Source organism: Moorena sp. SIO3E8, assembly GCF_010692445.1.
Taxonomy (GTDB): Bacteria; Cyanobacteriota; Cyanobacteriia; order Cyanobacteriales; family Coleofasciculaceae; genus Moorena; species Moorena bouillonii.
In genome coordinates this window covers 121146-139853 of record NZ_JAAHHM010000002.1, presented here as the reverse complement: position 1 = coordinate 139853, position 18708 = coordinate 121146, and the positions used below count along the sequence as shown (strand labels likewise).

Sequence of the window (18708 nt, the reverse complement as noted above, 5' to 3'; positions counted from 1 at the left end):
TTGCGAGTCTAACTATGCTTGATTGTCTCAATGCGGCTCGCTACTTCATCGTAAAAGCTTACGATGATGGCATGGAAGCTGAAATGACCAACATGAAGCTTCAAAAGCTTCTGTACTATGCACAAAGTTTACATCTAGCCCTTTACGATCAGCCATTGTTTGATGAACAAATTCAAGCATGGCGATACGGTCCTGTGTGTCCTCGTGCTTACAGCTTTTACAGTAAGTTTGAAGCTGAGCAATTACCTATCCCTAAAAAAGACTTCCTCTCCAATATCCCTGATGATAAGATAAAGCTTCTAGAAGAAACTTGGGAATATTTTGGTGGCTACCATGCCTTTCGACTTAGTAATATGACCCACTGCGAGTTTCCTTGGAAAAAAGCTCGCAAAGGTTTACCATCTGACGCTAGCTCAACTGAGCCAATTCTTCGTAAGGATATGAAAGCATTAGGTGAGCAGAAGCTTGATCAAATAGAACGTGAGCACCCTGCATATGAATCGGTGATATCAGCAGTTTTGGAGGACGCTTTTACTTCATCATCTTCAAATCTTATTTGTAAAGGAGAAGTGAGTGACTGGATCAAATCCCTTCTCGATTGAAGCGTCAGAGAAGTTCAAGCGTTCTTTAAAAAAACTTGCGAAAGTTCACGGGAATAGCTTTGTTGAGCTTGTAACCCAAATCGTAGAAAATTTAAAACAAGACCCATATCCCAGGAAATACAGCCAAGAACCTTTACCAAAAAAGATTAAGTTACCGCAAGGATTGACATTTCATAAGCTTGAGTTTAAGTTTGGACAAGGCGCTTCTGGACAAATCAGATTGATGTATTTAGTTAATACAAACACATCAGTTATTACACTTGTTTGGATATACACTCATGAACAGTTCACAAAACGCCCTGATGACAGAGATCTTAACAGTGTGATCCAACAAATCCTAGAGGATTAGCTTTTGCTTTGGTGCAGCGGTTCCAAGGTCCCATCGCATTTCCCTAGTTGCTGCTCCTGGGACAGATAATGGTCTCTGCCTCTGGATTGACTCCAATTCCAGCACCTAACAACCAATTGCTAATTAAGTCTAAACTAGAGTAGAGAGAAAGTAGGCGCAGGTGGTTGCGGATTCGCATTTTTCTGCGAGTCTGAGGAAAGTCCGGGCTCCCGAAAGACCAAACTTGCTGGGTAACGCCCAGTGCGGGTGACCGTGAGGATAGTGCCACAGAAACATACCGCCGATGGGAAGGATAAAGGTAGAAGGCTCCAGGATGAATGTATTCTTCCTGCCTTTTTCCTAATTCTTTCACAGGTAAGGGTGCAAAGGTGTGGTAAGAGCGCACCAGCAGCATCGAGAGGTGCTGGCTCGGTAAACCCCGGTTGGGAGCAAGGTCGAGAGGAACTACGGTTGGTCTTTTACCAGTTCCGGATATGGAGAACCGCATGAGGCGTCTGGTAACAGCCGTCCTAGATAGATAACCACCCTCTTTAGTAGCTTCTTGATGGTTGCTAGGGAGAACAGAACCCGGCTTATGTCCGACTTTCTCTCAATTCAGTCATTAGTCATTAGTCATTAGTACTCCCATACTCTGGTTAGTCACCAAGGACTCTCTGACTCAGGACAAAAGACAACCCATGACCATCAAAGACCCCCGTCGTCAGAAGCAATTAGAGAAGTTAGTTCAAAAGTTAGGACTATCTAAAACTACAGCTGTGAATTGGTCATTGCTAGATTTAGCACTGACTCACTGTAGTATCTCAGCAGAACACAACTATGAGCAGTTGGAGTTTGTTGGTGATGCTGTAATACGTTTAGCTAGCTCAGAATGGCTATGGGAAAATTATCCCAACTCTTCCGTTGGTGAGTTTGCTGCCATTCGTTCCGTACTGGTAAGCGATCGCATTCTGTCTCAACTCGCTCGCAGCTATGGTCTAGAGCGTTATTTACTCGTTTCCAATAGTGCGGCTGGGGACAAAGCTGGCGAAACATCCCGGTTAGCTGATGCCTTTGAAGCAGTATTGGGAGCATTATATTTAAGTACCCATACCCTAGAATTAGTCCGTCCTTGGCTAGACCCTCACTTACAAAAACTGACTACTGAAATTCGTCAAGACCCTGCCCGCCAAAACTACAAAGATGCTCTTCAGGAATGGACTCAAGCTCACTACAAACTGCTCCCAAAGTATCATCTGACGGAAAACCTACAAGTGCATGGGGCAAACAACCGCTTCACTGCCCAAGTTTGGCTACAAAATCGACAATTAGGTGAAGGTACAGGAAGATCGAAAAAAGCTGCGGAACAAGCAGCAGCCAAACAGGCATTTCTGGAATTGAGAGGGCAAAAATGAAAGAAACCGGAGTAGCGATATTGGGAGCAGGTCGCTGGGGGAAACACTTGGTCAGGAATTTCTTGACACACCCTGATGCTTGCTTAGTCGCAGTGGTTGATCCATACCCAGAAACCTTGGCAGTAATTAAAGATAAATATAACCTCGCTCCTGAGGTACGTTTAGCAACAGATTGGGAATCGATACGGGATCTACCAACAATTGAGGCAGTGGTAATTGCTACTCCAGCAGTTACCCATTACACCCTAATTAAGGATGCTCTACAGCAGGGGAAACACGTCTTAGCAGAAAAACCCTTAACCCTTGATGTGGCTGAGTGTCTAGAATTGTGCCACCTGGCTCAAGAAAAGCAGCTACAGCTTATGGTTGACCATACCTATCTATTTCACCCAGCGGTCAAGCGTGCTCAAGAGGTTGTCAACTCAGGATGCTTAGGAGACTTACGCTATGGATACGCTGCCCGTACTAACTTAGGACCAGTACGTCAAGATGTCGATTCTCTCTGGGATTTAGCTATTCACGATATTGCTATTTTTAACCATTGCTTAGGACAGCTACCTGTTCAAGTCCAAGCTACTGGTAGGGTGTGGCTACAGTTTCAAAAAGAGTTTCAAGTTAGCAACTTGCCGGTTGAAAGTTCTGAAGATAACCAAGGCTGTAGTCAATCACTTACCCCTCAACAACCTGCTAACCTTGGCCAAAAGGCCACGCTTCGCGAACAACCTGATAACCTGCCAACCTCCAATCTTCAACCCGATAACTTGCCAACCTCCAACCTTCAACCCGATAACCTTCAACCCGATAACCTTCAACCCGATAACTTGCCAACCTCCAACCTTCAACCCGATAACCTTCAACCCGATAACCTTCAACCTGCTAACCTTCAACCTGCTAACCTCCAACCTTCAACCCCTCAAGGACTAGCTGACTTAGTTCAGGTCACACTTACCTATCACACTGGCTTTCAAGCATTTATTCATCTGTGCTGGCTCAATCCAGATAAACAGCGGCGGCTTGGGATTGTAGGAACACAGGGAACCTTGATTTTTGATGAAATGGTTGCCCAAGCACCCTTAACTATCCAACATGGTTATTTTGAACAGAACGGGGAGTACTTTATCCCTGCTGGTCAACATCGTGAAGTTCTTGATCTCGAATCATTTGAACCACTTTATTCAGTATGCGATCGCTTTCTTAACAGTGTCCGCTTGTCCCAACCTTCATCAATATCTTCTGGCTGGGTTGGTGCTCAATTAGTACACATTCTCACTTGTTTAAGCCAATCCCTTCACCAAGGAGGAGTGCCAGTTACTGTTCCCCAGTTGCCAAAATAATTAGCTATTCATTTCCCCTTGAGATGATCAAGACAGATTAATTCCCAGCTTCAATGCTGGATTATTTTCCCAGCGATCCGCTACATGGGCATAAATACAAGTTGTTCTGGGATCAGCATGTCCCAACAAATCTTGTACTTGCCGTAACTCAGCACCAGAACGGAGAGCTAAGGTACCTGCGGTATGTCTCAAGCTATGGGCTGATATAGTTCTTCCTGGTGTTTGCTTAAGGTTAGTTTGCTCTAGATAGCTATCCACAACCAGCCGAATCCCCCGTCGGGAAATCCGCTTGCCACCCGCCCTGTTTCCAACAGCTATAAATAGAGGACTGGATGGTTTGACTACTTCCCCATTTTGTGCCCTTGCTTCAAGATAAGCCATCAGCAACTCAGCAAGATCTGGTGTTAATGGCACTATTCTAATATTACGCTTCCCTTCGACCCGAATTCCCAGATTACCCCCCTGCTTAACTACATCAGAGACATTTGCCCGATGTAAATCAATGCTACGGGGACCTTCCAATATCATGATTGCCAGCAGAAGTTTATCCCGCTTTGCCTTAAGGCTACCATCATTGGCTACAGCTGCTAACAACTTCTCAACTTCAGGCTTTTCCAAATAGGTAATCCTTGCCGCCGGGTCCAGCTTTTCCCGTGGCGGTTTCACCCCAAGAGCTGGATTGATCGTAATCAGTCCTTTTTCCACAGCAGCTTGATAAAAACGCTTGACAACTGACAACTTTAGTGATACCGTTGCTGGCTTGAATTTTTTAGTGTCTACCATCCAGCGGCGGTAACGCTTAATGTCCTCTTTAGTAACTGCGGCTGGATGAAGATTTATGCGATCGCACCAGTTCACAAACTGCTGAACCTGGCGGCGGTAGGTATTAACAGTATCAGCTGCAGCATCTCCTGCTGCCACATCGATATCCAGGAAATCAGCAAAAGCTTCTAGTAGGTTTGCTGTAGTAATGGTCAGGTGGTCAGGTTGAGGGGTGATGTGGTTTGGGGTATGAGTATCCACCTCAAATACGGCAAGGGGGCAGACGACTGAACCTGAAAGGTCAGCGTCCGGGGAATTGCCGCCAATAAATAAATTGAGCGATAGCGAATCGGAATTTTCAAGATACATATTCATAGCCATCAGCCTTGTGAATGGTTTTCAAGTATTTCGGATGCACATCAAAACTTTTACCTCCTGTGGTCAGCTTGAAACTCGGCTTAAATCTGATAGCAATACGACCTGTGTAGTTTCCCTGATACTTTCCCTGTCTTACATGGGCTTTCACCAAATCTCCGGTTTGAAATCCCATGAAGGACTTTTGGGAAGGTGCATGGCGAATCGGAAAGCCATAGCGGTCAGTTCCGCAACGCTGTCTTTTCCCATGACCCTTGGCTTTAATAATCAAGGGTTTGACACCGTTAAGAAGAAGTCTCATTGGTGTTGATGTCCCAACACAGGTAGCATCAGTCCAGTGAGTTTTCTCAATCCCTCTAATCTTTCGATTGAATTTGGTCAGACCCCCAGAACCCAACTCTACAGGTAAGCCCGTTGATTGAAGTCGCCTGTACAATTCCCATCTGGTAGTGTTTACTGCTGCTGCATCTTTTAGTGGTGTTTTTGCTTGAGCCTTAATTCTTTTGAGAACTTCAGGTTTCTTCTTCAGAAATTTCTCAACAGGTTTATTACCTTTGGATTGATTACAGGAGTGGCACGACAGAGTTAAATTGCTGACTCTATTGCTACCTCCTTTAGACTTGGCAACAATATGATCAATTTCAAACGGAACATTTTCAGCACCACAATAAGCACATTTTCTTCCCCACTTCTGGAGTAAATATTCTTTGACTTCAAACCCAAACAGTTCGCCTCTTTGATATTCGACTTCAGATATTTCTATATTCTGCATTTTCTGCAAGTCGAACCTAACTAATTCTTGAGATATTGCCGTAACTGGGCAGAGTTTTCTGATTCGTCTTACCCAGGTTTCGATATTGCTAATCCGGCTCTCAATAGAGGGGGGTAGCCAACCGGGTTTACGAGTTCTATTCAAGAAGCGAGGTTTACGATAACGGGTTTTACGATTACGGCGACCTCTCCTTAATGCTCTACGAGATTCAAGAGCATCTTTGATTCGCTGCCCTCGGTGTGAGACTTCTAAAGCGCTTGTGACACGCCCAGTTTTTTCTTGAACAACAGCAACACCTGTTGTTTTGCTGCCCGGGTCAATCTTGATTCTGTGAGGATGAGTTACAGATTCCTCAACAGTTCTATCTAGTAAGAGGATGGTGAACGGATATCGTTTAAATACTTTTGCCCTCCCTTTCTTTAGTAACTCTCTTGCCCTAGCTTGGTGACACGGGTCAAGAGGTTTCAGGTTTTTGTCTAGAACGAAAACTCGCATTACTGCATCTCTCAATTTCTTGGTAAAGTTTGCCTCGACACTGTTAAGACTCGGTACTTTCTCGGTAACACTGGCTTTCCCGAATGACCTGTTTAATTACCTAGTTGTAGAGCTTGAAACTGGCACGCATTTCAAGGTACGAATTTTAACTCTTGGTCTTAACGGCTGCTAGGAAAACCTAGCCGTCTGGTCAACAGGCTTTTTCAAGCCCACACTTACCCGCCAGGGAAGTGTGCGGTAGTTGACGGTGCCATTAACGTGAAGTTGCTCGCGCATCTAGTACTATTATAGCCTATTTAATACTGATAAGCACTGTTACCGGAGTTAAACACCTAAACAAAATTAATTACCTATTCCCAATCTCTGTAACCCTTACAATGTAAGGCTTTGAGTTTTTTAAAATGTGTAATTAATTTTGTGCACCTGCTTATGCACACAGTTTTAATCCAAAACAAACAAATCTTGATTGTACTTCGTTGGACCAGAACAAAAAGGCAAATAATAACACACAAACTTACACTTTTGGAAAGGCTACAAATGCCATATTTTTTTAATAAAACTTAACCGAATAAAATGGGATTTCATGAAATAATATTATCATTTCTGTAGCTGATTTTTATGAGCATGAAACCTTCGATTTCCCGACTGGTGCCAGCAACTAGCATGGTGCTGTGTGTACTGGCTGTCATTTAGGGTATCACCAGGAAGGTAGGTCTAATGTTTCCCCTGGTCAGTTGTCGTTGTGGTAGGGGGTTTATAAGCAATCAAGAAAGTTTTCGGAGAGTAAAAGAAGAAGACGGGTGAACGAAATTTTGGGTGGGATAGAGAGCATGGTATCCAAAAAATCACTGTTAAGTAAGGCTTTTAGCTTTTTCGCTATCTGTTTCCCACGGGTTTTTTCGCTCACCCAAAGAAGACTAGTCCAAGATCACTCCGCTGCTGGGGAAAACCACAGTGCCCTAATGTACTTATGGGTTAGTTCTTCCTCTGGGGTGATGTCACGTAGGGCAAAAAACTCAAATAGTTCTTGATCTATCTGGCGGTTGACTTTGACATTGGGATCTTCGGAATGATTTATAAACGTCCCAACTCCTAGGGGGATCGCCATTGAATCTCCAATTTGAAAGATATACTCGAACAGTTTATGAGATCGCAGTCCATCAATATCTGAACCTGAGAACATTAGTGCAGGCTCCACCAGGATGAGTTTACCCGCCGATATCTCCTCCGCTGCAAAAACACCACGACCCTTTCCCGGTGATTCCTTTAACGTTAAATTGTAGTAGCTGCCATACTTCATATATACATCCCCACTACGCTGCTTTTGCAAGATTTGTTTTCAAGTCATCAATAATACTATCGATGGGATCGTTAAAACCAATGGATAATCTGACTAAACTGTCAGTAATTTTCAGCATTTGTCGTTCCTCTTCAGATAAATTGTAATAGGAAAATGGAGACACATGTTCAATGTAGGTTTCGGCAGAACCAAAGTTAGAGGCAATATAAGGAACTTGTAGATTGTCAATTAGACTAGAAGTATCTTCTTTGGAAAGCTTCAACTCAAAAGTAACAACTCCTCCGTATCCATTAGTGAAAAATTTCCTCGCCAACTCCCTGTGGGGATGAGAGTCTAATCCCAAATAGCACGATGCCGACACCATCGGGTGGGCATCCAGGAAATTCGCCAGCTTTTGCCCTGCATCATTTAAATAGTTCATGCGTAATTCAAAAGTTTTCAAATGTTGCCTCAACATAAAGGCATCCTGTGGGCTAGGCACTGCACCGGAAATATCCCGAAAACATCGAATCTGCTCTATTAAACTCTTCTTGCCAGCAACACTTCCTAACATAATATCAGCGTGGCCGTTGAGATACTTTGTGCAACTATGGATAACCAGATCAGCTCCCCATAAACAGGGTTTAAAATTATGAGGGCTAGCCAAGGTACTATCGACAACGAGCAACGCGTCTGGCCGTAGCAAACCCCGAATCTTCTCAAGATATGCAAGATAGAGATGGGGGTTTGAGGGCATTTCCACAAACATCAAGTCAATTTCTTCACCCACTCTATGTAAATCCATCGCAAACAATGCTGGGTCAGCGTTGTCAAGGATTAAGGTTTTAATACCAAGGCTATCTAGTCCCTCAAAAACCCGTCGTGTATTTCTATACAAATAACGGAGTGTTGCGCAGCAACTATAGGATTCCATAAATGCCATTAAGGTGCTGTAAATAGCACTCATTCCACTGGTAAAGATTGCACAAGCTTCTGTCCCATCAAGCTGGGCTAATACTTTTTCCGTTTCTTCCCAACTAGGGTTATGATACCTACCGTAGCGTCCCCGTGAGATTGACTTTTCATGTAATGCTTTGACCTAAGTTTGTGCCTGATCATAAAAGTAAGCTACGTTCTTATAAACAGGGGGCAAAATTGAATTGTTGTATGAGTGGAATTGTCTTGTTCTAGCCATAATATTGGATTAGTATCTGTATTTTATGCTAATTGCCATAAACTAGGTCAGGCTGAATTGTACACGTCATACAGGTAAGAAACAATTTCAGATATGATTTCCTTCGTTAAGTTGCCATGGTGAACAATAATCCTGATCAAAGTAGGAAAATTATTAAAACTGGAAAAATTAAACTTAGCGAAACCATCTGTAGCAATTTTTTCATACATAGCTAAATTGAAGCTATCGATTTTTTGTCGCTCCTCTATGCTATAGTCCAAGATGCTTTGTCCCATCGTCATTTCTGGAGGAATGAACCAGACACAAATATTGAAATATTGCGGTTCGACAACATACAAAACGCGATCGCACAGTTGCCTTCTAAATTCTTGCTGATTTTCGTAGAACTTTTCAATCAAATCTTGAAAATAGCTAATGCCGTGGTACTTGAACATGAGCCATAGTTTAAAAGCATAGGCTTCTCTGGAACATTGTAGAGATTTTAGACTCAGACTATATTTCTTATCTTGCTTGTTATTAAACAAATAGTTAGCGCTCTGGGATACATCTGTTTTTTGTAGGCTACTCTTGTCCTTGACTAAGAGAACAGAGCACAGTAGGGGAGCTGACAGGAATTTGTGAAAATCTAGCACAATCGAGTCAGCAATAGCACTAACTTCTCGATAAAAATCCCCTCTGGGGTTAAAGTAAACCCCTCCTCCCCAAGCTGCATCGAAGTGAATCCAGGGGTGGACATCATACTCAATAAATATATCGTGTATCTGCTCTACAGGATCAAATGATCCTAAGTTGGTGGCTCCTAGTACACAACAGAAATAGATGGGATTAAGTCCATTGGTTTTGGCAGTCTCAATAGCTCTTTTCAAACTATCAAGATCAACAATGCCCTGTACAGTCGTCTCGATCCCGATAGTTTTTTGAATACCGCAAATTTCTACTGCGTTGCGGATAGAATAATGGCAGTGGTTGGAAATCAAAACAACAGGTTCTCTAGATTTACCTCTGCTTCGCTGGGCAGCAAGAGCAACTGAAGCTAAATTCGATAGTGAACCACCAGGATAGAAAATGCCAGGGTGCATCTCATTTTTGTAAAAACATCATTAATAAAGCATCCCATTTAGGTAAGCACAGCGTAAAGAAAGAATTTTAGGAACATTTTCAATATTCCATTGTGAGCCTGATATTTTAACTCGCATTCCTATTCCTGGCTCATACTGCTGCGGTTGCGCCTGTCGAGTCCTTCGGTTTTTTCTCTCAAAACACTGCTACAGGACAGCTTGGGTTAAAAAACTCTTCCCCATTCTATCGTCTTTCTATAAGAGCCGCACCCTAATGATTTTTATTGAATACTCAAATCCTTCCTGGGGTTTGGGTTTCAAAATGTATTTCTGTTGAGTAATACCTAGGCGAATGCCCAAATCTAAAAAACATACCCTTGAAAGGGCAAAGCCCCCCAGCAATTTAATAGCTTAACCCAGAGTTAGGTACTTGGTCATCATCGTAATAAATTCCCCAGGAAGTCCCGTCGGCTGCAGAGGAGTCCACTCGACAATTTCCGCATAACCCACTACATGGAGAGTATGCATGGTGTTGATTATGGCCTTGCGAGACCCCTTCAAAATATGCTGAACCGGGTATTTTTTTGGAAAGGATTCTTGAGGATTATTACTAGGAGTTATATCCTCGGGATTAGTCTCTGGGTTTGGGCGAAATTCTGAATCCATAAAGTTCACCTTTTGCTTGTTGTTGCTAACTTATAATTATAACGATTATAGTATTATTTGTCAAGGGTTTTAAAAATTTTTTTTTACAGCAAATTTCCCCACCGCAAAGTTCAGTTAAAGTCCCCCAGAATTGGGGGATTTAGGGGGCAAATTCGTAAGCCCTGAAAATTAGAGACGCTCTATTGAACGTCTCTAAAAAGCTACTCTTTTCTCGCAGTTATGAGGTACGCTTTCCCACCTCAAAGTCCCCCTTATTAAGGGAAACGGGGGATAATAGGTACCTTATGGGATATAGAATTGCTAGATAGCGTTTCTCGCAGTTATCAGGTACGCTTTTCCACCTCAAAGTCCCCCTTATTAAGGGAGACCAACGGGGGATAATAGGTACCTTATGGGATATAGAATTGCTAGATAGCGTTTCTCGCAGTTATCAGGTACGCTTTTCCACCTCAAAGTCCCCCTTATTAAGGGAGACCAACGGGGGATAATAGGTACCTTATGGGATATAGAATTGCTAGATAGCGTTTCTCGCAGTTATCAGGTACGCTTTTCCACCTCAAAGTCCCCCTTATTAAGGGAGACCAACGGGGGATCAATTTGAGGGGATTAAGGGGGACCAATGGGGGATAATAGGTACCTTATGGGATATAGAATTGCTATATTTTGACTATAGGCTTTTCCATATTTATGAGGTACGGTATTAGTTGAGTAGGGATCCCCCCTAACCCCCCTTAATAAGGGGGGGACTTTAATAAGGGGGGAATATGATTCACTATTCCCTGTTGCCTATTGCCTATTCCCTAAATTGTGTACCTCACTGAATTGAAAACCGCTATAGCCAAAAATCCTATTCTATTCCTTCAATCCTATCTTCAACCTCCTGATACAATTCGCGCAATAGCTGTAAATTACTCTCACTAGTTTCCCAATAGCCACGTCCATTAACTTCTAATAAGGTAGAGACTACTTTACGGAAGGAATTGGGATTCAAATTCATTAACCGCTGACGCATTTCTTCATCCTGGATAAAGGTAGTATTCACATCTTCATAAACCCAGTTATCTACTGCATCAGCTGTTGCACTCCAACCCATAGTATTCACTAAGCGTTTGGAAAGTTCACGAACCCCTTCATAGCCATGATTCAACATGCCTTCGTACCATTTGGGATTAAGTAACTTAGTCCGGGCATCTAAACGGACGGTTTCTGATAGGGTGCGAACCTGAGCATTAGCTGTAGTGGTATCAGCAATGTAAGCGGTTGGTTTCTTACCATCGTTGCGCAAGTTTGCTACTACTTTAGTCGGGTCAGAGTCAAAGTAATGAGAAACATCAGTAAGGCTAATTTCCGATGAATCAAGATTCTGGAAGGTAACATCAGCGGTTTTCAAGGCGGACTCAAAAATCTTCTGACTCTGTTCCATGGTGCCTGGGCTATCAGAAGAGAAAGCAAAAGACTTGCGACTGAGATACATATTCTGTAACTCGGCTTCTTCTTCCCAGGTGCTGTTTTCTACAGCTAAATTAACATTGGAGGCATAGGAACCAGACGCATTGGAGAACACCCGAGTCGCAGCTTGCCGTAGATTAATCCCCATCTCTTGAGCTTGTTGCAAACTGTGTTTCCGCACAAAATTCATTTCCAGGGGTTCATCGGCTTCTGCGGCCATTTTCACCCCTTGGTCTAGTAAATTCATCTGATTGATGAACAAATCCCGGAAGACACCGGAACAGTTTACTACCACATCAATCCGAGGACGACCTAACTCTTCTAAGGGAATTAGTTCTAATTTATTCACCCGTCCCAAAGCATCGGGCACTGGCTTAACCCCGACCATCCACAGAATTTGGGCTAGGGATTCGCCGTAAGTCTTAATATTATCCGTACCCCATAGCACACACGCAATGGTTTCTGGCCAAGCCCCATCATTATCTCGCTTTTGCCGTGCCAACAGTCGGTCTACTACGATTTTGGCAGATTTCACCGCTGCTAGGGTGGGAATGGATTGAGGGTCGAGGGCGTGAATATTCTTACCGGTCGGTAGCACATCGGGATTTCGGATTGGGTCACCACCAGGACCGGGCAGCACATATTCCCCATCTAAGGCTTGGAGCATTGCTCCTAATTCGTTGTCTGCTACAATCTGCTGTAAACAGAATTCCAGATAGTCAAACAGAGGCTTGATCGCCTCAGAATCTACGTTGGTGTACCCTAGATTGTGCAAGGCTTCTACCCAAGGTGCTTTTTTACCAAGGTTGAGGAAGTTGAGTTTAGAGACTTTAGAGACTCGTCCATCGCTGTCGATTTGAGCTTGAACCATAGCACTAACAGCAGCACGGGTAGCTTGGGTGATATCTTGCAACAATTCCACATCAGCTAAGATGCCTTGGTCATTGTTGCTGTAAATTTCATCAATCTCTCGCTCAATACTGTTAGCAATAATCCGGGGTAAACCGATGATTTCGTCTTCGCTACGGTCTAAGTTAGCAATATTGACTAGAGTTGCGATCGCTTCTTCTGCGGTTGGTGGCTTACCAATCACATGCAACCCACAGGGTAACAACCTTGACTCAATTTCCATCAAACGGCGGTACACCTGACCTACCAAAGTATCCCGTTCTTCGGCACTCAGCTCCTTAGCATCTTGCTCGGGCAACGCAATATCTTGATCAAGATTCACCAAGCGGCACTTATCCATAATGGTGTTAACAATAGGAACACCACGCCCAGTATCTTTGAGAGTTTGATAAGACCCAATTAACTCACTGAGTTCCTTTAACCCCTTATATAATCCAGCATTTTCTGCGGGTGGGGTGAGATAGGATATGGTTTCAGCATAGCTGCGGCGCTTAGCAATGGTTGCTTCACTGGGATTATTGGCAGCATAGTAGTACAGATTGGGAATAGAACCAATTAAATTATCTGGATAACAGTCTCCAGACATCCCCATCTGTTTCCCTGGCATAAATTCTAGAGACCCGTGGGTTCCGAAGTGCAGCACCGCATCGGCTTGCCAGATTTGTTCTAAATAGGTGTAATAAGCAGCAAAGCCATGGTGAGGACTTGCGGAACGGGAGAACAACAGTAACATTGGGTCTCCTTCATAGCCAAAGGTAGGTTGTACTCCGATGAATACATTCCCGAAGTGCTTGCCGTAGATTAACAAGTTTTGTCCATCACTATTAAGATGTCCTGGTGGTGGTCCCCAGTTTTCCTCTAAGCGAGTGGAGTAGGGAGTAAACCGTTCATACTCCATCACCGACATCCGGTGAGCAATATTCAATTCTGGACTAGCGTACTGAGCTTGGGCATCATGGATCACCTCTTGCATCAGTGCCTCAGCAGATTCCGGCAAGTCTTGGACATCATAACCATTGTTGTTCAGGGCTTCCATCACCTTATAGATGGAACCAAATACATCAAGATAGGCCGCTGACCCAACATTGCCTTTATCTGGGGGAAAGCTAAAGACTGTGATGGCAATTTTCTTATCAAGCTTGGGCTTACGGCGCAAATTCGCCCACTTCATTACCCGTCGCGCTACTGATTCAATCCGGTCCTGTAACGCAATGGATTTTCCAGTTGCGCCATCCCGTCCGGATAGGATAATTGGTTCAATGGCACCATCCAGCTCTGGAATGGCAATTTGCAATGCTACTTGAATCGGGTGCAGTCCCAATTCACTATCTTCCCACTCTTCCGTAGTTTGGAAGACTAAGGGAAGTGTAACCATATAGGGGCGATTGAGGCGTTTTAAGGATTCAATGGCTTTGGGATGGTCTTGCCGTGCTGGACCTCCTACTAGAGCAAAGCCGGTTAGAGATACCACAGCATCCACTAAGGGGACTACGGTTTTGCCATGTTCCTCAGAAAAATAGGTATCTACAGGTTTAGAGAAATCCAGACCACCAGCAAATATGGGAATCACCCTTGCTCCCATGGCTTCCAGTTCCTGCACCATAGCTACATAATGGGCATCATCCCCTGTCACTAGGTGAGTGCGTTGCAGGACTAAACCAATACAGGGAGCGAGGGGGTCTTTTATGTCTGTTGAGATATCCTGACGGCTACTATACCAGTTCAGGTATTCCTTGACATCTTCAAACATTTGCGGTGCTAGAGGATGCCAAACCCCCATATCTGGGTAAACCACTGGGTCTTTGAATTGGACAGAGGTTTCGCTGTTTTTCTTCTCGCGCTTAAAGACATACTTATCTGCTAGCATCAGCAAGAAGTTTTCCAGGTTATCAGAAGACCCCCCTAGCCAATACTGGAAACTGAGCATGAAGTTGCGAGCATCCTGAGCTTTGTCCATGGGCATATACTTCAGGACTTTCGGTAAGGTCTGCAACAGCTTGAGCATACTGTCTTGGAAGGAAGACCCAGATTTTTTCTTGCGCTTACGCATGAATTGTGCGATCGCACTCTTGGATTGACCCAAATTCGCCATGGAGAAGCTACCTAATTTATTCAGGCGCATCACTTTGGGCATTGATGGAAATACCACTGCGGCATCCAAGCGATCGCGATGGGGTTGTACAGCGGCTACTACCTTCTCGGCCAAGTCTTCTATAAAGATTAGTGAAGCGATAAAGATATTGGCTTCTGCTATATCCCGTTTAAAGTCTTCATAGTTTTCTGGGTCACGGAGTTCCTCAATGAGGTAACCGCTGATTTCAATAGCGATATCCGGTTGATTTTGATTGATTGACCGAACAGCAGCTGATAATGCACTTTGGTACTGCGGTTCTAGCACGACATAGACCACCTTCAGCAAATGACGCCCATTCAAGGGTTCCGGGGTGATGTGTCTAATGGTGGACTTGACGTGAGTGAACATGTGGCTAGATCTCCTTCCTGATTATTCGTTATCTGTGCCTTACCTTGAGTGGCGGTAAGTGGCTGATCACCTTTGATAGTTTTGATCGTATTTAGATTTTATTGACAGATGTGCTATCGAACGTCTCTACCAGTGACCACTCACTCTTGGTTGGGATGGTTTTGTTTTGCCAACTAAAGAGTTTCTATCAAAAAACGTATACTTTCAGGGAGTTTCAGCCGTTATCTGATACAATTCGATATAAAAATTACTGATTTTTGTAAAATTACTTAACAATTACTGAAGTAGTAAATCCGCTTACCTTAAAAAAACTAAACAATAAAAATCATTGACAAAGGTAACCTTAGCTGTATATATAAGGATATTTTATCGATTTATACAACTATTACTTATGCTTCTTACTTAATCATTACTTAATATTTTGTAGTCAGCGGTCAGTGGTAAGCAGTCAGCAGTCAGCAGTCAGCAGTCAGTGGTCAGCACTCAGCAGTCAGTGGTCAGCACTCAGCACTCAGCATTTGACTGAAAGCTGTTCGCGTAGCGTGGGCGTAGCGCATAAGCTGATAACTGATAACTGATAGCTGATAGCTGATAGCTGATAGCTGATAGCTGATAACTGATAGCTGATAGATGATAGCTGATAACTGATAGCTGATAGCAAGCCAGATAGTGATAATTAGGAGTGGGGAAGAGTGCCAGCAGCAGATATTTTAGTTATGTCCAATGGCCCAGGAGAGTTGACCACCTGGGTGCGACCAGTGGTGAAGGCATTGCGGGAAACTCTAGGGAATGACCGTTCATTACTCCGGATATCGGTAGTGCTATCTCCTTGCCCTCATGCCACGGGCAAAGAAGATGCGATCGCAAAATCCTACCCAGAAGTAGACCGGGTTCAGGCAGCGCAGGATTTTTTACCATTCTTGTTGTGGGGGAAGACAGCGGAAAACTGGGACTGGCATCCAAAAGGGGTTGTTCTATTCCTAGGGGGAGACCAATTTTTCCCAGTAGTGATTAGTAAGCGCTTAGGGTATCGCAGTGTTGTCTATGCCGAGTGGGATGCTCGTTGGTACCGCTGGATTGACCACTTTGGAGTGATGAAACCCGATATTATCGCTCAAGTGCCTAAGACCTATGCCCACAAATTCACCATAGTAGGGGATTTAATGGCAGAAATTAGAGGGTTACAGGTTAATAAGGGGTTACAGGTTGCAGGTTCTCAGGTTAATCAGGAGTTACAGGTTACTCAGGGGTTGAAGGTTACAGGTTCTCAGATTGCAAGTTTAACGGAAGATACCCTTGAACATTCCACTGAAGTGATCGCACTATTACCGGGGTCAAAACCAGCCAAACTAGCTCAGGGAGTGCCTTTGTCTTTAGCGATCGCTGAACACATCCACAGGGCTAGACCCCAAACTCGCTTTGTGATTCCCGTTGCTCCTACCATAGATCTCAAAACATTAGCCAAATTTGCCAATCGAGATCACAATCCCATCATTAACAAGACAGGATGGTCAGAGGCTCAACTTATTAGACTTCTTCCAGAAAAGGGAACAGCGGATCTGGGAACAGGGAACAGGGAACAAGAATTGAGGCCAACGGATGCAGCGTGGTCTTGGGGGTTCTCTCCAGGAGCGACTGCATCAAGAACACGATCAGAACAATACTTTTGCAAGAGGTCTATTTATCAACAGTCGCCTTTTAATCGGGATAACCTGCAACCGTCTAACCTGCAACCGTCTAACCTGCAACCTAATAACCTTCAACCTTCAACCCTTCAACCTTCAACCCTTGGCCAAAAGGCCACGCTACGCGAACAACCTCCTAACCTTAAACCTTCCACCCCGCAACTATTCCTCCAAACCCCCAGTGGCTTGTGTGTAGAACTCTGGGAGTCCTTTCCGGCCTATGAGTTGTTATCACAATGTTGTCTTTGCTTAACCACAGTGGGAGCGAATACTGCTGAGTTGGGGTCTCTGGCCGTACCCATGATTGTGCTGTTGCCGACGCAACAGTTAGATGCGATGCGGGCTTGGGATGGCTTACCCGGTCTATTGGTCAAGTTACCAGGAGTAGGGTCTAGCCTAGCGAAAGTGATTAACTGGTTGGTGCTAGGGCAAAAGCGTCTGTTTGCATGGCCGAATATTTGGGCAAAAAGAGAAATTGTGCCAGAATTGGTAGGGAAGCTTGAGCCGCTTGAGGTTGCTCAACTTGCCCTAGACTATCTGGAGCATCCAGAGAAGTTGTCGGAAATGCGATCGCATCTAAAGAGTGTTCGGGGAAAACCAGGAGCTGCCCAAACCTTAGCTCAACTGGTTAAACAAGAACTTGACAAAGACTTTATATCGGGTACCTAAATCAATTCTGATAATTTTTGATTCCCGACTCCCGATTCCCGATTCCCGACTCCCGACTCCCGATTCCCTACTCCCGACTCCCTACTCCCTACTCCCCTACTCCCTACTCCCTACTCCCCTACTCCCTACTTGAGCTTGACTTTCCCAGTTAGATGGGATTACAATACTATTCCGCAATAGTATTTTAGTTATGGTTGTCGGTACAACACAAGCTGCATCTCTGCTGGGTATATCGTCTCAGCGACTGCGGATGCTATTAAGTAAAGATCGCATCAAAGGAGCCAAAAAAGTGGGTCGGTTTTGGCAGATTCCATTATATGATGGTGTGCCAGTGGTAACCGAAGGTCGTAGGGGACCAAAAGGTACATGGAATCAGGACAAACATCTCGAAGCTACCTATATCCACGTTAATGAGCAAGCCTTAAAAAGCAATCACAAGAACCAGACATCTTTGCCAGTGTTTACTGTTAAACGGGGTGAGCGGACTCATTGCTGTCATGAGGTAGAAATCGCAGGAGCCTGCCGACTGGTTTATCGACCCAATCAAGCTGAGTCTATTAGTGATTCGGTGTGGCTCCAAGTTGAGCCTAACGTTCCAGTGACTACTAAAGTGTTTACTGGTAGTGAGAACCTCGACGATAAATTAGAACAGTCTCAAGATATCCTTGACGCAACAGTTTAATCAGTTAGTGAAATTAAGAGCTATTTCTCAATAACTCTTGCTACCTATACCTTTAAGCTAAAGATTGCATTAAAAACCAAGCGCCAAGATTCAACAAACCTGTAATCAAACCACCAAGAATCACTCCTTTAATCAATTCCCATCTTCCCAGCAATCTTAGCACAATTAATGCTGGGATAACATAGACTAACTGAGCGATACCAATCATAGACAATATAAAAAAATAAAACAGACCATCATAACCCGTAGATTGTTGAGCAATCCTCCAACAAATAAGAGCGATTACTAGATTGATAAAAATAACGACTAAACTGCCGATTACCATAGGATTTTTCTTATTACTGTTTCGCATATCACAAACCTAAATAATGTTTTAGAGCAAGTCCGGTTAATCATTGCTCATTAATAAGTTCTCAAATAGTACCAGGTTTTTGGGAATGGGTAATGGGTATAGCAGTACCCGATTTAGAACGGGTGTATTTCACTGTCTTGATGCAGTCCCTCATGGTTTTGGGTCTGTGTGGGTCACCTGCGTCCGCACCTTGAAAGCCCCG

16 protein-coding genes and 1 other RNA gene are annotated in these 18708 nt (G+C 43.9%); 8 read left to right on the top strand and 9 right to left on the bottom strand.

Going from position 1 to position 18708, the window contains the following annotated elements; translation table 11 throughout:
* The first annotated feature begins 14 nt into the window (after nucleotides 1–14).
* The 5 genes from F6K46_RS01280 (at nucleotide 15) to F6K46_RS01260 (ending at nucleotide 3676) form a co-directional block, all read left to right on the top strand.
* Nucleotides 15–602 (top strand): type II toxin-antitoxin system antitoxin SocA domain-containing protein, encoded by a 588-nt coding sequence (locus F6K46_RS01280; RefSeq protein ID WP_293055158.1) that lies wholly within the window; start codon nucleotides 15–17, stop codon nucleotides 600–602.
* Nucleotides 574–951 (top strand): hypothetical protein, encoded by a 378-nt coding sequence (locus F6K46_RS01275; protein WP_293055156.1) that lies wholly within the window; start codon nucleotides 574–576, stop codon nucleotides 949–951. The genes F6K46_RS01280 and F6K46_RS01275 overlap by 29 nt, the downstream gene beginning before the upstream one ends.
* 146 nt (nucleotides 952–1097) lie before the next feature.
* An RNA gene (rnpB, locus tag F6K46_RS01270) (RNase P RNA component class A) lies at nucleotides 1098–1542 on the top strand.
* 86 nt (nucleotides 1543–1628) lie between these two features.
* The gene (gene rnc / locus F6K46_RS01265; RefSeq protein ID WP_293055154.1) at nucleotides 1629–2342 is read left to right on the top strand and encodes a ribonuclease III; all 714 of its coding nucleotides are present in this window, start codon (nucleotides 1629–1631) and stop codon (nucleotides 2340–2342) included.
* A complete protein-coding gene (locus tag F6K46_RS01260) occupies nucleotides 2339–3676 on the top strand; it encodes a Gfo/Idh/MocA family oxidoreductase (RefSeq protein WP_293055152.1) in 1338 nt (445 codons plus the stop codon). The genes rnc and F6K46_RS01260 overlap by 4 nt, the downstream gene beginning before the upstream one ends.
* A 27-nt stretch (nucleotides 3677–3703) precedes the next feature.
* Here F6K46_RS01260 and F6K46_RS01255 read toward each other — a convergent pair whose 3' ends face one another.
* From F6K46_RS01255 to F6K46_RS01220, 8 genes are all read right to left on the bottom strand, one after another.
* On the bottom strand, nucleotides 3704–4819 hold the full coding sequence (locus F6K46_RS01255) for a tyrosine-type recombinase/integrase (RefSeq protein WP_293055150.1): 1116 nt from the start codon (nucleotides 4817–4819) through the stop codon (nucleotides 3704–3706).
* On the bottom strand, nucleotides 4797–6080 hold the full coding sequence (gene iscB, locus F6K46_RS01250) for an RNA-guided endonuclease IscB (RefSeq protein ID WP_293055148.1): 1284 nt from the start codon (nucleotides 6078–6080) through the stop codon (nucleotides 4797–4799). The genes F6K46_RS01255 and iscB overlap by 23 nt, the downstream gene beginning before the upstream one ends.
* A gap of 928 nt (nucleotides 6081–7008) precedes the next feature.
* The gene (locus F6K46_RS01245; protein WP_293055146.1) at nucleotides 7009–7380 is read right to left on the bottom strand and encodes an SET domain-containing protein-lysine N-methyltransferase; all 372 of its coding nucleotides are present in this window, start codon (nucleotides 7378–7380) and stop codon (nucleotides 7009–7011) included.
* Between the two features lie 13 nt (nucleotides 7381–7393).
* Nucleotides 7394–8434, bottom strand: coding sequence for a PLP-dependent transferase (locus F6K46_RS01240; protein WP_293055379.1), 1041 nt, complete (start codon nucleotides 8432–8434; stop codon nucleotides 7394–7396).
* 167 nt (nucleotides 8435–8601) lie between these two features.
* Nucleotides 8602–9633 (bottom strand): pyridoxal-dependent decarboxylase, encoded by a 1032-nt coding sequence (locus F6K46_RS01235; RefSeq protein ID WP_293055144.1) that lies wholly within the window; start codon nucleotides 9631–9633, stop codon nucleotides 8602–8604.
* Nucleotides 9634–10023: 390 nt separating this feature from the next.
* Complete coding sequence (locus F6K46_RS01230) at nucleotides 10024–10278, bottom strand: hypothetical protein (protein WP_293023148.1); 255 nt, start codon at nucleotides 10276–10278, stop codon at nucleotides 10024–10026.
* 847 nt (nucleotides 10279–11125) lie between these two features.
* Nucleotides 11126–15118 (bottom strand): magnesium chelatase subunit H, encoded by a 3993-nt coding sequence (locus tag F6K46_RS01225; protein WP_293055142.1) that lies wholly within the window; start codon nucleotides 15116–15118, stop codon nucleotides 11126–11128.
* A 511-nt stretch (nucleotides 15119–15629) separates the two neighbouring features.
* Nucleotides 15630–15779 (bottom strand): hypothetical protein, encoded by a 150-nt coding sequence (locus tag F6K46_RS01220; protein WP_293055140.1) that lies wholly within the window; start codon nucleotides 15777–15779, stop codon nucleotides 15630–15632.
* Between the two features lie 55 nt (nucleotides 15780–15834).
* On the opposite strand from F6K46_RS01220, the gene F6K46_RS01215 reads away from it, so the two are divergent.
* From F6K46_RS01215 to F6K46_RS01205, 3 genes are read left to right on the top strand one after another with little or no spacing between them, the layout of a single operon-like run.
* Complete coding sequence (locus F6K46_RS01215; protein WP_293055138.1) at nucleotides 15835–17472, top strand: lipid-A-disaccharide synthase; 1638 nt, start codon at nucleotides 15835–15837, stop codon at nucleotides 17470–17472.
* Nucleotides 17444–17605, top strand: coding sequence for a hypothetical protein (locus F6K46_RS01210; RefSeq protein ID WP_293055136.1), 162 nt, complete (start codon nucleotides 17444–17446; stop codon nucleotides 17603–17605). The genes F6K46_RS01215 and F6K46_RS01210 overlap by 29 nt, the downstream gene beginning before the upstream one ends.
* 57 nt (nucleotides 17606–17662) lie before the next feature.
* A complete protein-coding gene (locus F6K46_RS01205) occupies nucleotides 17663–18154 on the top strand; it encodes a DNA-binding protein (RefSeq protein WP_293055134.1) in 492 nt (163 codons plus the stop codon).
* A 52-nt stretch (nucleotides 18155–18206) separates the two neighbouring features.
* On the opposite strand, the gene F6K46_RS01200 is transcribed toward F6K46_RS01205, so the two are convergent.
* On the bottom strand, nucleotides 18207–18479 hold the full coding sequence (locus F6K46_RS01200; protein ID WP_293055132.1) for a hypothetical protein: 273 nt from the start codon (nucleotides 18477–18479) through the stop codon (nucleotides 18207–18209).
* Nucleotides 18480–18708 lie beyond the last annotated feature (229 nt).